This is a genomic window from Acinetobacter sp. KB005 (genome assembly GCF_049949095.1).
In the GTDB taxonomy this organism is placed as follows: Bacteria; Pseudomonadota; Gammaproteobacteria; order Pseudomonadales; family Moraxellaceae; genus Acinetobacter; species Acinetobacter calcoaceticus.
This window is the reverse complement of the sequence record NZ_CP188191.1, coordinates 2,493,545-2,507,562: the sequence shown is the minus strand read 5'-3', so window position 1 is coordinate 2,507,562 and position 14,018 is coordinate 2,493,545. Positions and strand designations below refer to the sequence as shown.

Here is a 14,018-nt window from a genome sequence, read left to right as displayed (position 1 = left end):
TTAATGCATGGCTTGAATTTTTTCTAAGAAAAGCTTCGCACGTTCGTGGCGAGCATCTAAATTATCAAAGAATTCATGCGTTGGGCAGTCTTCCAAAATCTTACCTTCATCCATAAAAATTAAACGGTTAGATACTCTTTTAGCAAAGCCCATTTCATGTGTAACACACATCATGGTCATACCTTCATGTGCAAGTTGCACCATCACTTCAAGTACTTCTCCGACCATTTCAGGGTCAAGTGCAGAAGTTGGTTCATCAAACAACATACAGATTGGGTCCATGGACAAGCCACGCGCAATCGCTACACGCTGCTGCTGTCCACCAGACAATTGACCCGGAAACTTATCTTTATGAGCAAGTAAACCTACACGCTCTAAATATTTCAGACCTTTTGAACGAGCATCAGCAACTGAACGCTTTAACACTTTGACTTGAGCAATTGTTAAATTTTCCAAGACAGTCATGTGTGGGAAAAGTTCAAAGTGCTGAAAGACCATTCCCACTCGTGAACGGAATTTCGCAAGATCCGTTTTTGGATCTTTCAGAGAAACGCCATCAACAATAATATCGCCTTGTTGAAATGGTTCTAACGCATTTACTGTTTTAATGAGTGTTGATTTTCCTGAACCAGATGGTCCGCAAACAACAACGACATCACCTTTTTCAATACTCGTCGTGCAATCTGTTAAAACCTGAAAATCACCATACCATTTAGAGATATGTTGGATGTCTATCATTGGCATTTAAAATCTCCAATTAGCGAATGATGGCAATTTTTTGCTGTAAGCGTTTGACTAATTGCGACAGCACAAACGAACTACAGAAGTACACTACAGCGACGATTAAATAGAATGTTGCTTTCGTTTCAGGACCATAAGTATTAGCCAATGTATCTGCACGACCTAAAAAGTCTGGTGCACTAATCACATACACTAATGAGATATCCTGAAATAAAATAATTGTTTGAGTTAACAATACTGGGAGCATGTTACGAAAGGCTTGAGGTAAAACCACGTAGCGCATTGATTGACCATAGGTAAAACCTAGCGCGTAACCTGCATTTACCTGACCTCTTGAAATAGACTGAATTCCGGAACGTACAATTTCCGAGAAAAATGCAGCCTCAAAAATAGCAAAAGTCACAACACTCGAAAACAACGGTCCCCAATATGTATCAGATTGAAACTCAAATATTTTTGGCAACAAAAAGTAGAAAATAAAGATTACCTGAATCAATGGAATACCACGAAACAGATCGACATAAAATTTTGCGAAATTACTTGCGATGGCATTGCTTGATAAACGCATCATTGCCAATGGGGTTCCGATCAGGATACCACCCAGCATCGCCAATACAGTCACGGTAAGGGTAAAAACAAAACCTTCTTTGAGTGCCGCGATCACGTCAGGATTGTGTAATAAAGAAAAATCCATAATTACTTCCCTCCTGAACCTAAGCCAGGTACAGCCATTCGTTTCTCAATCCATGCCATTACAAATTTAATGCTATAAGTAATGATCAAATAAACAGGTGTAGAGAGAATAAGAATGATGATGTCCTGAGAAGTTTCTTCCCGCATGGTTTTTGTATAAGCGAAGAAGTTCAAAACGCTCAAAGCATATAAAACAGCTGAGTTTTTGAAAACGTTCATTGCTTCAGAAGTAATCGTGGGCCACACTGTACGATATGCAACAGGTAAAATGACATAACGATAGCTTTGTGCAGTGGTAAAACCTACTGCGGAAGCAGCAAATTTTTGTCCTGTTGAAACAGTATTAATACCAGCACGTATGTGCTCAGATACACGCGCAGCTGTGTAGAGACCTAATGCAAAAACACCAATAACCGCAGGTTGCTGATTTAAAAGATTTTTCCACCATCCACCAGCGACAACATCTCCACTGCCTGCACTTATGCTATCCGGCAAAAATTCCGGAAAAACAAATGCCCAGAAGAATAGCTGCACAATAAGTGGAATATTACGGAAAATTTCAACGTAACAATTGCCAATAAATGCGAGAGGTTTGTTAGGTAATGTACGAATTACCCCTAGGAGAGAACCTAATAAAAATGCGATAAGAAAGGCTATAACAGCTGTCCAAACCATAGTAAAGACGCCTGAACCTAACATTTGTAACCATGTGGGCGCTTCAGCATGAGCATTGTAGCTTGAGCTACCAATTACTCTACAGACTGATTCTGCCCATGCGGCTTTATCGACACCATATTCATTAGACTCCGCACAGAATATAGTCCAGTTTAGCGAGCCGACTGACATGTTTGCCCCTTAAATGAATATCTTTAGGAAAATAGACCGCTTAAGCAAGTGAGGTTTCACTTGCTTAAGTAAATTTAGGACAAAAAGATCTTGTTAGATCCCTGCATCTGTTGGGTGAGCTTTTAATTTTTTATAAGATGAACTTTGTGGCATGTTCAAATTTGTATTTTTTGGTGGAATTGGCGATAAGAACCACTTCTTATATAAAGCGTCCATTTGACCAGTTTTCCATAGATTATTTACAGTACGATCAGCAATCGCTTTAAATTTTGTATCACCTTTAGCAAGCATAATGCCATAAGGCTCTGATGAAAGTACTGGACCAACAATTGCGAAAGCTTTAGGTGTAGAAGACTTGGCAACTAAGCCAGCTAAAATATTATCATCCATGACAAATGCAGCAGCACGGCCTGATGCCATCATTGCAAAAGAGTCAGAGTGATCTTTACCATAGATGTTTTGGATATTAAGCGCTTGGCCTTTTTCATTCATTTTGATGTATTTATCAGATGTTGTACCTTGAGTTGTTACAACAGCCTTGCCATTTAAATCTGCCAAGCTCTTAATGCCAGAGTTCGCTTTAACTGCCATACGTACTTCAGTCGCATAGTAGTTTGTTGAGAAACCAACTTGCTCTTGGCGTTGCTTAGAGTTTGTGGTCGTACCACATTCCATATCGATATTGCCTGCTAAAAGTTCAGGAATACGAGTTGATGAAGTTACTGCCTTGTACTCAACTTTTAGCCCAGGCATTTTCAATTCTTTTTTAATGTCATTTGCAAACTGGTTACAGATATCGACTGCATAACCTACTGGTTTACCTGCAACAACATATGAAATTGGGTCAGAAGATTCTCGGTGGCCAATGACGATTTTTCCGCTGCTTTTAATTTTAGCTAATGTATCTGCTGCCTGAATTTGAGAAGTAGCACCAACCGTACAAAGCATAAATGTTGAAATAATGAGAGAGGTTGCAGAACGTTTCATAAGAACTCCTTGATGATCATTCTCTCTATTTATCTATAGAATCATTCATATAGAGAAATAGAGTGATTTATTATTAAATTGCAATTATCGAGCCAACTTTTCCAAGTAGGACACATCCATTTGCTTCACTTATTTTATTCAATCTGTTTTGCAGAATTAATACCTTTAAAACTGCTCACATGTTTCTACTTTAATCTATATTTTAATCTTCTGTCTATTATTAAGCTCACCTAATTACACTTAAATGTGGCAATTATTGATTACATTGTAAACACATGCACAATAAAGAGGCTTAACTTCTTCTAAAAACTGTTTTTAGAAAAATTATATTTTCTGCAAAATTATAAAAATTAAACTTATTAGAGATTTAGCTAAACATTAAATTCACATTGTAAAAAGCAACTTAAGCATCAAAATAATATATGCAAATGGTTTAATAAAAATCATTTAGAAAATTGATAGTAATATTTAGATAAATGAGTGACCTTAGAAATATTACAAAAATGCCCTGAGAAAATCAGGGCATTTTATAAAGTTTAAATTCCTCGCCAATCTACACGCGCGTTTCTTTCGGTTTGATATATTCTTAAAACATATTGGCCTAGAGGCAAATCAAGTAAATATTTTTGATAGTTGCTCCATTCTGCAGAAACTTCTTCAGCCTCTTCACGCTCCCACGGCGTACCTTTTACCTCTAATAGTGGTGCAAGCATCGAACAGACAGAAATATCGGCAAGACTTAATCGGTCGCCCACCATATAGCGCGCTTGATTTTCTATTAAATACTGGTTTAGTTCATTTATGAGTTCGTCCATTTTCTCTTTGGACTGGCCCACTAACTCCTCTTCAAGCTTATAGTTCTTTTTTACGAGTGTTTTGAGAAAAGGTTTTGATATTTTTTCAAACTGACGTAAATAACCTTGTTCACCCATCATAATTTCTAGAGCATGATCCCCTTGGGCTAAATTATGTGCTAAAGCCCAACGACGCACATGTATCCCAAGATCATCAGCCAAACTATCAATTTTCAGTGTTTGTTGTCTAAGTTGCTCATCACGACGTAAAAGCACATGTTCTGGGTAGGTATCATCCAGATAAAGTGCAATTTTGGTTGATTCAGCAATCCATTGATGATCATCTTTCAAAATTGGCAGCAAATTTTGCCCTGTTTTGAGTTGTGCGAAAGCACGATGAAACCCTGGAATCAAGTTATGAGCCACATAATCAAGTTCTTTATGGTCTAACAACCAGCGAGCTTTTTCACAATAATGGGACAAAGGGAACTGATACAAAACCCGCATAAAATCTCCACGTTTATTTTTATTTGACTATTTGTACAAAAATGGTCGATGGTAAGTAGATACTTTAGAAGCTATTTTTAGTGAAAACAATGGATATTGTGCTCATTTTTGCTGACAGTTAAGTCTATTTTTTTTATATCTTTTTTTACCGTACTTATTGCTCTTTTTCATATTAAAACTAATTTTATTATTAATTTTTTGCATAAAAACAACAACCAATTGATTTTTAATAATTTTTAATATCTTTATTTTTCCATTAAAAATCAAAAAAAATGCTTTGCACTTTATTTCATAAGCTGAGCATAAGTCCTCGTTTAGTGGAAAAATATTTCTTTTGTAAGGTAATGACAGCAATACAAGGTGTCATTATGTCTAATTCTCTATCTAAAACGACGGCATACGTCCAAGTCATTCAAAATGATCAACAAGCCATTAATGCCGCTTATCAAGTGGCGGATTATGCTTTAGAGGGTCGTAATACACGTGATCAACAACGCTTATTACCTCATGAGCAAATCGAAAGCTTTAGCCAAAAAGGCTTAGGCGGAATCCGAATTGCAAAAAAATATGGCGGAGCTTTTGTGTCCAATAAAACCTTGGCACAAGTTTTCCGTATTTTAAGTAAAGGCGATGCGAATGTTGGTCAGATTCCACAAAATCAGATTAGCCTTTTAAACCTGATCGAAATCTTGGGTACAGAACAACAAAAACAATTTATCTTTTCAGAAATATTAGCAGGAAAACGTCTTGCCAACGGTGGCCCAGAACGTAATACACATGACTCAAAAACACTAAAAACTACGCTCACCATTGAAAATGGTAAATATATTTTAAACGGTGAGAAATTTTATTCGACTGGAACAAGTTTTGCTCACTGGCTTGCAATTAAGGCTGTTCATCCTGAAGGCCATGTCGTTTTAGTGATTGTTAACCGAGATACTCAAGGCATTGAAGTCATTAATGACTGGAATGGCTTTGGTCAACGTACAACTGCGAGCGGTACAGTTAAATTAAATGATGTTGAAGTTAATCCTGAACTTATTTTTGATGAACGTTTATTAACACAAGTCCCAACTTATCGCGGTGCTTATTCGCAGTTATTACAAGTTGCAATTGATGTTGGAATTGCAGAAGCCGCTTTTGAAGATACCTTATCGACCATTCATAAAGCACGACCGATTATTGATGCAAATGTTGAAAAAGCCAGCTTTGAGCATTACACCCTGCAAGAGGTTGGTAAGTTAAATATTGTGCTCGACGCTGCAATTTTATTGCTTGATGAAGCGGCTGAATATTTAGATGAACTTGACCAACTTGAAAATGTGACTGATGAACAAGTAGCGAAAGCTTCAATTTTGGTTGCTGAAGCGAAAGTCTATGCCAATGATGCCGCTCTACAAATCTCTGAAAAACTGCTGGAACTTGGTGGAAGTCGCTCAAGTTTAAGCCAGCATAATTTAGATCAACATTGGCGAAATGCCCGTGTACATACGTTACACGACCCTGTTCGTTGGAAATTACATGCCATTGGCAATTATTACCTTAATGGTCATTTCCCTGCCCGCCATGCCTGGATTTAAGGAGAAATTGTCATGACTTCATATCAATCGGTTCAAACTAAACAAACATCGGCATCAAACCAAGCACACATTATTCAAAATGATGCTGAAGCTTTAGAAATTGCTAAAGAATTTGCTGAGCAATTTAAAAAAACCGCAGTAGAACGCGATACCAAGCGAATTTTACCGTATACCGAAATTGATGCCTTAAGCCAGTCTGGGCTTTGGGCAATTACAGTACCAAAGCAATATGGAGGTGCCGAAGTTTCAAGCCATACGGTAGCTAAAGTAATTGCCCTTTTAAGTGGCGCAGATGGTTCAATTGGTCAAATTCCACAAAACCATTTCTATGCATTAGAAGTCTTACGCAATACGGGAACAGAAGCTCAAAAACAACGCTTATATGGCGAAGTGTTAAATGGCACGCGCTTTGGTAATGCACTTGCTGAATTTAAAACAAAAACTTCGACTCACAAACAAACCAATATCCGTCCTCACGAAAATGGATATTTGATTCAGGGTGAAAAGTTTTACTGCACAGGAAGTTTATTTGCTCACCGTATTCCAACCTTAGTTTTAGATGATGCAGGCCGAGAATATCTGGCGTTTGTAAAAAGTGGTTCGCAAGGATTAAAACTTGTGGACGACTGGTCTGGCTTCGGACAGAAAACCACAGGTAGCGGCACAGTCAAATTCGATCAGGTTTTTGTCGATGCAGACGATGTCATTCCTTTTGATACTGCATTTTTACAACCAACTTTAGTGGGCCCTTTTGCCCAAATTATGCATGCATCGATTGAGGTAGGCATTGCACGAGCAGCCTTTGAAGAAAGCTTGCAAAGAGTACATCAAGCTCGCCCATGGATTGATTCGCAAGTTGCAACGGCAAACCAAGATCCTTTAACAATTTATGAATTAGGACGCATTGCAGTAGATGTACGAGCAAGTGAAGTTTTATTAAAACAAGCAGCTCAATCAATTGATGCCGCAAAAATTGAAACTACACCTGAAAGGATTGCTAAAGCTTCAATTGATGTTGCGAAAGTACGTGCTCATAGTAGCGATATCGCATTAAAAGCGTCATCGAAACTGATTGAACTTGCTGGTAGCCGTGGTAGTCAAGCACAAGATGGCTTAGACCGTTTCTGGCGCAATGCACGCGTGCATACGTTGCATGATGCTGCACGTTGGAAATATTACTTTATCGGCAACTATGTTCTGAATGGTGTTTTACCACCTCGTCGGGGGACATTGTAATGACTGATTTTAAAACAAAAGAAATTTTACTAAACGCCTTTGACATGAACTGTGTGGGGCATATCAATCATGGCTTATGGACACATCCACGTGATGAATCACACCGCTTTAATGAACTAAGCTATTGGACAGAACAAGCCAAAACCTTAGAAAGTGGTCTCTTTGATGGTTTGTTTATTGCAGACATTACTGGTGTGTATGACGTCTATCAAAATGGTATTGATCTGACTTTAAAAGAGTCCATTCAGCTTCCGAGCCATGACCCATCTACACTCATTTCAGCTATGGCAGCAGTCACTCAAAACTTAAGTTTTGGGGTCACTGTGAACTTAAGCTATGAACATCCGTATCAGTTTGCCCGTCGTTTTGCGAGTCTTGACCATTTAACTCAAGGTCGTATTGGCTGGAATATCGTGACAGGTTATTTAGATAGCGCCGAACGCTTAATTGGTCAAAAAGGTTTAAAAGACCACGATGCGCGTTATGAACAGGCCGAGGAGTTTTTAGAGCTTTGCTATAAATATTGGGAAGGTTCATGGGAAAACGACGCAGTCAAAAAAGATAAAGTAAATCGTGTTTTTACAGACCCATCTAAAGTTCACACCATCCACCATCACGGTAAATATTACCAAAGTGAAGGCGTATTTCAGGTGTCTCCTTCCGTGCAACGCACCCCAACATTACTTCAAGCTGGTGCTTCACCGAAAGGTATGCAGTTTGCGACTCGTCATGCCGAATGTGTATTTATTGGCGGTGACAAACCCGAAAAAATTCGTGAACAAGTGAAAAAGATTCGTGCTCTTGCCGAACAACAAGGACGTTCAGCGGATGACATTAAAGTCTTTGTTGGCATAACCGTTGTTGTTGCTGAAACACATGATTTGGCTGTACAAAAACTTAATGAATACCGCCAGTACGCAAGCCCTGAAGCAGGCTTAGCTCATTATGCGAGTTCAACAGGTATTGACTTAAGTAAGTTTGCTGATGATGAAGCAATTCCTTATCAGAAAAGTAACAGCATTGTTTCGATTACCGAAAAATTTAAAGAACAGCAAATCACTAAAAATGATTTAAAAGATCAACATGTTTTGGGTGGTCGTTATCCACTCATTGTCGGTAGTGGCGAAGAAGTTGCTGAATATTTAATTCATCTTTTAGATGAAACCGATATTGATGGCTTTAATTTAACGCGTACTGTTGCACCTGAGTCTCACCACGACTTTATTCGCTTGGTCATTCCTGAGCTGCAACAACGTGGTCGCTATAAAACTGCATATAAAACGGGTTCACTACGGAACAAAATCTTTAATCGGGGTGATCAATTACCGAAACAGCACCCTGTTCAAGCGTTCCGATGTAGTCCCTATAACAACAGCAAAAACTTAACAAAAATTGAAGAAATAACTGCTTAAATTTGGAGATAGACATGGCTCAAACAGCCTCTAAAAAATGGCTAGGCGTAGGCTTAGTCGTTGTAGTCCTTTTTGTTGCTTTATTCTTTTGGAATAAACACCGTCAAAGTGGCTCAAATGAACTTGTAATTGGCATTAGTCCACCGTTTGCAAAAACTTTACAAGCTGCTGCCGATGAAGCAAAGCTACAGGGTTTAAATGTGAAGCTGGTTGAATTTTCTGACTGGAATACACCAAACATTACTTTAAATCATGGGGATATTGATGCGAACTTTTTCCAGCATCAACCGTTCTTAGACAATGCAATTAAAGAAACTGGCTTTAAATTAAAAGCATTTGCAGTGGGTGCAGCATCACATGTGGGACTTTATTCAAAGAAATATAAAAGCCTTGATGAATTGCCACAAAATGCACGTGTAGTCATTCCAAATGATCCAGTGAATCAAGGTCGTGCCCTACTACTGTTACAGCAAGCTAAATTAATTACGCTTAAAGATTCAAACAATCATTTATCTGCACTTAAAGATGTTGTTTCAAACCCTAAAAACTTGCAATTCATCGAGGTTGAAGGACCACAGACTGCTCGTGCAATTGACGATGTTGACTTGGCTTTTGGCTACCCACATTACTTACGCTTAGCAAAAACAGCTGACCCTGAGAGTGCACTTTTACTTGATGACAATACCAATAAACGTTATGCCATTTTATTTGTAGTGCGGGATGACTACCAAGATAAGGGCGACAAATTAAAGAAATTTGTTGAGATTTATCAAAACTCGCCAAAAGTTAAAGCTGTCTTAGATGCTGAGATTGGGCCAACGCTTTGGTTCCCGGGCTGGAAGTAATAACGGAAAGATTATGGCTATTCAGTTCAAACAATATAAGCCTTGGTTACTCGGAATTACGATTTTAATCGTGATTCTGGGTCTCATCGGCTATCGCTATATTAAAAATAAGCAAACCGATGATGTTTTAACGATTGGCATTAGCCCGCCTTATGCTGAGCTATTACAAAGCGTTGCCAATGAAGTTGAAAAGCAAGGTGTTCACGTCAAGCTTGTTGAATTTTCTGACTGGCGAGCACCGAATGTTGCCGTACAAAACGGTGATATTGATGCAAACTTTTTCCAGCAAAGCGTATTTCTACGTAATGCTGTCAAAGAAACTGGTTATGACTTACATGCATTTGCCGTGGGTTCAGGAAGTCACGTAGGTTTATATTCAAAAAAATATAAAACACTTGATGATTTACCTTCACAGGCACGCGTTGCTATTCCAAACGACCCAGTCAATTTAGCTCGTGCCTTAATTTTGCTACATCGCGCTGGCTTAATTCAGCTTAAAGATAGCAACAACGAACTTTCGACCACCCAAGACATTATTGTTAATCCTAAACAGCTGAGCTTTGTTGAAGTTGAAGGCCCGCAGACAGCGCATGCATATAACGATGTCGATTTAATTTTCGGCTTCCCTCACTACTTAAAAATGGCAAAGGTAACCGACCCGCATAGCGCATTATTTTTAGATCCAATTGATAAAAAATATGCAATTTTGTTTGTAACCCGTCGTGATTACCAAGATAAAAATCAAAAACTGGTAACCTTCGTCAAAGCATTCCAGAACTCAAAACAAGCGCAGGATATTCTGGATAAAGACTTTGGCCAAGGTATGTGGTTTCAAGGCTGGAAATAAGGAGAATGACGATGGTGAGTTTTGGATCACAAGTTGATTTTTCTCTACCCCATATCAAAATTCGTGGTTTAAATAAGTTTTACCAATCACAAGGTCAAAAACTGCATGCTTTAAAAGAAATTAACCTTGATATTCCTCAAGGTAAAATCTTAGGCATTATTGGTAAAAGCGGTGCAGGCAAATCTTCCTTGCTCCGTACTTTAAATGGCTTGGAACAAGTGAATACTGGCAGTATTCATATTCATCAACAAAACATTGCTGAATTGAGTCATGCCGAACTCATTCAAACCCGTCAACGGATTGGAATGATTTTCCAACATTTCAATTTAATGTCTGCAAAAACAGTTTGGGAAAATGTGGCATTGCCATTAAAAGTTTCCAATTACAACAAAGCAGATATCGACCAACGTGTAAATGAAGTTTTGGCACTGGTGGGATTGGCAGATAAGTCTAGCTATTATCCGTCACAACTTTCTGGTGGGCAAAAGCAACGTGTCGGTATTGCACGTGCACTTGTTCACCACCCTGAAATTTTACTGTGCGATGAAGCGACCTCAGCACTTGATCCAGAAAGTACAGCCACTATTTTGGCTTTACTTAAGAAGATTAATCAGGAGCTTGGCTTAACTATTGTATTAATCACTCACGAAATGCAGGTCATTCGAGAAATTTGCGATCAAGTCGTAGTGATTGATCAAGGTGAGATTGTAGAGGCTGGACAAGTTTGGTCTGTGTTCTCACGACCAGAGCAACAAATTACTCAAGAATTGCTAAATCTTGAACAGATCAGTTTACCTTTCAAAATTAGCCCTCTACCCGATGAAAATTCAACTCATATTATTGTAAAACTTAAATATGAGGCTGAAGCTCATCAGGTTCCTGATATTCAAGAACTACTTGCTAGGTTTAAAGCACCCGTCAATTTATATCAAAGTCAGGTCGATACCATTCAAGGGCACATTATTGGTTCACTTTTAGTGGGTATCCCTAATGTAGAAATTGATATTTCATCCATACGACAAGACGCATTAACAGCAATTGCACAATTTGAGGTACTTGGCTATGCCCGACCAGCTCATTGATCTATTAATTACTGGAACTGTAGATACCTTACTTATGGTGGGTGCATCTGCATTGATTGCTTTTTTAATTGGCTTACCGATTGCTGTTGTTCTAGTGAGTACTTCTGAGCATGGCATTCACCCATCACAAAAGATTAATCAGGCTTTGGGCTGGGTAATCAACATTACTCGCTCTGTACCTTTTCTTATTTTAATGGTTGCACTTATTCCGCTTACTCGCTGGATTGTGGGTACAAGTTACGGTGTATGGGCAGCCGTTGTTCCATTAACGATTGCTGCAATTCCTTTCTTTGCGCGTATTGCAGAAGTGAGCTTACGTGAAGTCGATCAAGGCTTAATTGAAGCAGCACAAGCGATGGGCTGTAACCGCAAACAAATTATTTGGCATGTGCTTTTACCAGAGGCTTTGCCAGGTATAATTGCGGGCTTTACCGTGACTATTGTTACCATGATTAACTCCTCGGCTATTGCCGGTGCTATTGGTGCGGGTGGCCTAGGAGACATTGCTTATCGTTATGGCTATCAACGTTTTGATATGCAGATTATGGTCGCTGTAATTTTAGTGTTGATTGTTTTAGTCATGTTAGTACAAGCGACTGGTGATGCATTAGCCCAGCAACTCGATAAACGTAAAGTTTAAACGCAAGAGAACCCTGCTCTAGCCATGACTTTGTCATGGCTTTCATGTAAAATCAGCCACAATTTTTAATTTACACATTTGTGAGTGGTTTTCATGGGTTTTAATTGCGGTATTGTTGGTCTGCCAAACGTAGGGAAATCTACCCTTTTCAATGCATTAACGAAAGCAGCAATTGCAGCGGAAAACTTCCCTTTCTGTACCATTGAACCAAACACAGGTATTGTTCCTGTACCAGATCCACGTTTAGACAAACTTGCTGCGATTGTGAAACCGCAACGTATTTTGCCAACTACAATGGAATTTGTAGATATTGCAGGTCTTGTTGCTGGTGCATCAAAAGGTGAAGGCTTGGGTAACCAATTCCTTGCTAACATTCGTGAAACTGATGCAATTGCTCACGTGGTACGTTGTTTCGAAGATGAAAACGTGATTCACGTAAATGGTAAAATTGATCCATTAGATGACATCGCAACCATCAATACTGAACTTGCACTTGCAGACCTTGAAACTGTTGCTAAAGCAATTTTACGCTTAACTAAAGTTGCTAAAGGCGGTGACAAAGAAGCTGTTGCAACTAAAGCAGTTTTAGAAAAAATCCAACCATTACTAGACGAAGGTAAACCAGCACGCGCAGCTGATTTGTCTGATGACGAACGTAAATTAGTTCGTGGTTTTGGTTTAATGACTTTAAAACCAACCATGTATATTGCAAACGTTGCAGAAGATGGTTTTGAAAATAACCCGCATTTAGATGCAGTAAAAAAACTTGCTGCTGAAGAAAACGCAATTGTTGTTCCTCTTTGCAACCAAATCGAAGCTGAAATTTCATTATTAGAAGATGAAGATCGTGCTGAGTTCCTAGAAGCAATGGGCATGGAAGAACCAGGCTTAAATGTGGTTATTCGTGCAGGTTATGCGCTTTTAGGTTTACAGACTTATTTCACTGCTGGTGTACAAGAAGTACGTGCATGGACTGTAAAAGTTGGTGCTACCGCTCCTCAAGCAGCTGGTGTTATTCACACTGACTTCGAAAAAGGCTTTATCCGTGCTGAAGTTGTTGCATATGATGACTTCGTACAATACAACGGTGAAAACGGCGCTAAAGAAGCTGGTAAATGGCGTTTAGAAGGTAAAACTTACGTTGTTCAAGATGGTGATGTAATGCACTTCCGTTTTAACGTTTAAGTTAAAGCTAAAAAAAGCCCCAACATATTGGGGCTTTTTTTATATTTATAAGGAATGATTCAGATCCATCATCTCTCGTTTACTACGTGCTTCTTTCAAAATTCGCTCATGCAATGGCTTTCTAAAACCCAACATAAATATAAATTCTGCCAATACAAATAACGGCCCAATCGCAAGTCCTATTACATCATCAACAAAAGCTGGTTTTTTCTTTTCGAAATAATGCCCAACAAACTGAAAGACCCACCCCACCACAAAGAAGCCAATACTTGCTGCTAACCATTCTCCCCAAGATAATTGAGCAATTTGGCTCGCAAGTGGATAGACAACAACTAAAAGAATCAGCATGAGTAAACCAAATACTTTATCTAAAATAAAATAATAAATCGTACTAGCTGCAATCAACACCATGGCTAAAGTAAGTTTAAAACTATCAATATCTATCCCAGCTCTTGCTGTTAAACATAAAATTGAAAACACGATGAGTGGAATACCAATAAAATGCGTCAAAATATTTTTATGATTTAAGTGGTAAGCCGCATATTTGCTAAGCTGTTGCTCCAGATTTGACATGAGTTATTCCCTATTCATCAACATATAGTCATACTGTACAAATAAGGAAA

14 protein-coding genes are annotated in these 14,018 nt (G+C 38.7%); 8 read left to right on the top strand and 6 right to left on the bottom strand.

The features are described from left to right. From ACPF64_RS12045 to ACPF64_RS12025, 5 genes are all read right to left on the bottom strand, one after another. Complete coding sequence (locus ACPF64_RS12045; RefSeq protein WP_426453492.1) at positions 1-744, bottom strand: amino acid ABC transporter ATP-binding protein; 744 nt, start codon at positions 742-744, stop codon at positions 1-3. Positions 745-757: 13 nt separating this feature from the next. Continuing rightward, positions 758-1,435, bottom strand: coding sequence for an amino acid ABC transporter permease (locus tag ACPF64_RS12040; protein ID WP_004642556.1), 678 nt, complete (start codon positions 1,433-1,435; stop codon positions 758-760). Between the two features lie 2 nt (positions 1,436-1,437). After that, a complete protein-coding gene (locus tag ACPF64_RS12035; RefSeq protein ID WP_004642555.1) occupies positions 1,438-2,280 on the bottom strand; it encodes an amino acid ABC transporter permease in 843 nt (280 codons plus the stop codon). Positions 2,281-2,373: 93 nt separating this feature from the next. Further along, positions 2,374-3,267: an amino acid ABC transporter substrate-binding protein gene (locus ACPF64_RS12030; RefSeq protein ID WP_004642554.1), complete on the bottom strand. Its 894-nt coding sequence runs from the start codon at positions 3,265-3,267 to the stop codon at positions 2,374-2,376. A gap of 536 nt (positions 3,268-3,803) precedes the next feature. Further along, the gene (locus ACPF64_RS12025) at positions 3,804-4,568 is read right to left on the bottom strand and encodes a glutathione S-transferase family protein (RefSeq protein ID WP_426453489.1); all 765 of its coding nucleotides are present in this window, start codon (positions 4,566-4,568) and stop codon (positions 3,804-3,806) included. Between the two features lie 344 nt (positions 4,569-4,912). Here ACPF64_RS12025 and ACPF64_RS12020 point away from each other — a divergent pair, with 344 nt between their 5' ends. From ACPF64_RS12020 to ychF, 8 genes are all read left to right on the top strand, one after another. After that, the gene (locus ACPF64_RS12020) at positions 4,913-6,148 is read left to right on the top strand and encodes an SfnB family sulfur acquisition oxidoreductase (RefSeq protein ID WP_419296936.1); all 1,236 of its coding nucleotides are present in this window, start codon (positions 4,913-4,915) and stop codon (positions 6,146-6,148) included. Between the two features lie 12 nt (positions 6,149-6,160). Continuing rightward, positions 6,161-7,384 carry an SfnB family sulfur acquisition oxidoreductase gene (locus ACPF64_RS12015; RefSeq protein ID WP_426453486.1) on the top strand — a complete coding sequence of 408 codons (1,224 nt, stop codon included), beginning with the start codon at positions 6,161-6,163 and terminating at the stop codon, positions 7,382-7,384. Continuing rightward, positions 7,384-8,796 carry an LLM class flavin-dependent oxidoreductase gene (locus ACPF64_RS12010; protein ID WP_426453484.1) on the top strand — a complete coding sequence of 471 codons (1,413 nt, stop codon included), beginning with the start codon at positions 7,384-7,386 and terminating at the stop codon, positions 8,794-8,796. The genes ACPF64_RS12015 and ACPF64_RS12010 overlap by 1 nt, the downstream gene beginning before the upstream one ends. Positions 8,797-8,810: 14 nt before the next feature. Then, positions 8,811-9,641: a MetQ/NlpA family ABC transporter substrate-binding protein gene (locus ACPF64_RS12005; protein ID WP_005041242.1), complete on the top strand. Its 831-nt coding sequence runs from the start codon at positions 8,811-8,813 to the stop codon at positions 9,639-9,641. A 13-nt stretch (positions 9,642-9,654) separates the two neighbouring features. After that, positions 9,655-10,488 (top strand): MetQ/NlpA family ABC transporter substrate-binding protein, encoded by an 834-nt coding sequence (locus tag ACPF64_RS12000; RefSeq protein WP_426453481.1) that lies wholly within the window; start codon positions 9,655-9,657, stop codon positions 10,486-10,488. Between the two features lie 5 nt (positions 10,489-10,493). Continuing rightward, the gene (locus tag ACPF64_RS11995; RefSeq protein ID WP_426453479.1) at positions 10,494-11,570 is read left to right on the top strand and encodes a methionine ABC transporter ATP-binding protein; all 1,077 of its coding nucleotides are present in this window, start codon (positions 10,494-10,496) and stop codon (positions 11,568-11,570) included. Beyond that, positions 11,551-12,210 (top strand): methionine ABC transporter permease, encoded by a 660-nt coding sequence (locus ACPF64_RS11990; protein ID WP_426453476.1) that lies wholly within the window; start codon positions 11,551-11,553, stop codon positions 12,208-12,210. The genes ACPF64_RS11995 and ACPF64_RS11990 overlap by 20 nt, the downstream gene beginning before the upstream one ends. Positions 12,211-12,303: 93 nt before the next feature. Next, positions 12,304-13,395 carry a redox-regulated ATPase YchF gene (gene ychF, locus ACPF64_RS11985; protein ID WP_004642544.1) on the top strand — a complete coding sequence of 364 codons (1,092 nt, stop codon included), beginning with the start codon at positions 12,304-12,306 and terminating at the stop codon, positions 13,393-13,395. Between the two features lie 45 nt (positions 13,396-13,440). On the opposite strand, the gene ACPF64_RS11980 is transcribed toward ychF, so the two are convergent. Then, the gene (locus ACPF64_RS11980; RefSeq protein ID WP_132070199.1) at positions 13,441-13,968 is read right to left on the bottom strand and encodes a DUF962 domain-containing protein; all 528 of its coding nucleotides are present in this window, start codon (positions 13,966-13,968) and stop codon (positions 13,441-13,443) included. Between the last annotated feature and the right edge of the window lie 50 nt (positions 13,969-14,018).

Excerpts from the sequence above, each read along its gene's own strand:
- ychF (WP_004642544.1), top strand. The coding sequence starts at position 12,304 with ATGGGTTTTAATTGCGGTATTGTTGGTCTGCCAAACGTAGGGAAATCT.
- ACPF64_RS12020 (WP_419296936.1), top strand. The coding sequence starts at position 4,913 with ATGACAGCAATACAAGGTGTCATTATGTCTAATTCTCTATCTAAAACG.
- ACPF64_RS12015 (WP_426453486.1), top strand. The coding sequence starts at position 6,161 with ATGACTTCATATCAATCGGTTCAAACTAAACAAACATCGGCATCAAAC.
- ACPF64_RS12005 (WP_005041242.1), top strand. The coding sequence starts at position 8,811 with ATGGCTCAAACAGCCTCTAAAAAATGGCTAGGCGTAGGCTTAGTCGTT.
- ACPF64_RS11980 (WP_132070199.1), bottom strand. The coding sequence starts at position 13,968 with ATGTCAAATCTGGAGCAACAGCTTAGCAAATATGCGGCTTACCACTTA.
- ACPF64_RS11990 (WP_426453476.1), top strand. The coding sequence starts at position 11,551 with ATGCCCGACCAGCTCATTGATCTATTAATTACTGGAACTGTAGATACC.
- ACPF64_RS12025 (WP_426453489.1), bottom strand. The coding sequence starts at position 4,568 with ATGCGGGTTTTGTATCAGTTCCCTTTGTCCCATTATTGTGAAAAAGCT.
- ACPF64_RS12000 (WP_426453481.1), top strand. The coding sequence starts at position 9,655 with ATGGCTATTCAGTTCAAACAATATAAGCCTTGGTTACTCGGAATTACG.
- ACPF64_RS12045 (WP_426453492.1), bottom strand. The coding sequence starts at position 744 with ATGCCAATGATAGACATCCAACATATCTCTAAATGGTATGGTGATTTT.
- ACPF64_RS12035 (WP_004642555.1), bottom strand. The coding sequence starts at position 2,280 with ATGTCAGTCGGCTCGCTAAACTGGACTATATTCTGTGCGGAGTCTAAT.
- ACPF64_RS12040 (WP_004642556.1), bottom strand. The coding sequence starts at position 1,435 with ATGGATTTTTCTTTATTACACAATCCTGACGTGATCGCGGCACTCAAA.
- ACPF64_RS12030 (WP_004642554.1), bottom strand. The coding sequence starts at position 3,267 with ATGAAACGTTCTGCAACCTCTCTCATTATTTCAACATTTATGCTTTGT.
- ACPF64_RS11995 (WP_426453479.1), top strand. The coding sequence starts at position 10,494 with ATGACGATGGTGAGTTTTGGATCACAAGTTGATTTTTCTCTACCCCAT.
- ACPF64_RS12010 (WP_426453484.1), top strand. The coding sequence starts at position 7,384 with ATGACTGATTTTAAAACAAAAGAAATTTTACTAAACGCCTTTGACATG.